Source organism: Pseudomonas sp. 05N36 (genome assembly GCF_056397385.1).
In genome coordinates this window covers 1-404 of record NZ_JBFTNH010000073.1, presented here as the reverse complement: position 1 = coordinate 404, position 404 = coordinate 1, and the positions used below count along the sequence as shown (strand labels likewise).

Sequence of the window (404 nt, the reverse complement as noted above, 5' to 3'; positions counted from 1 at the left end):
AGCTCTTCCATCGTCTGAATCCCTGCTTAGGCGTTTTTGCGGATGACTTGGCCGTCGCGGCACATCAGGCACGCGGCGACGATGTCGTCTTCTAGGTTCACTTCGAACTGACCTTCCTTGTTGAAGACCAGCTTCAGGAAGTCCAGCAGATTGCGCGCGTACAGCGCCGAGGCGTCTGCGCCGACCTGGGCGGCCAGGTTGGTCGGGCCGGCAATGGTCACGCCGTGCGCGAGGATCACCTGATCGGCCACGGTCAGCGGGCAGTTGCCGCCTTGTGCGGCAGCCAGGTCGATGACCACCGAACCGGGTTTCATCTGCGCCACGGTTTCAGCGCTCAGCAGCACTGGTGCCTTGCGGCCGGGAATCAGGGCGGTGGTGATGACGATGTCGGCCTGCTTGGCGCG

At 63.6% G+C, this 404-nt stretch carries 1 pseudogene; it reads right to left on the bottom strand.

From position 1 onward, the window contains the following. Positions 1 to 26: 26 nt before the first annotated feature. Positions 27 to 404 (bottom strand): annotated as a pseudogene (locus AC1DIH_RS28205) (NAD(P)(+) transhydrogenase (Re/Si-specific) subunit alpha); the annotation flags it as partial.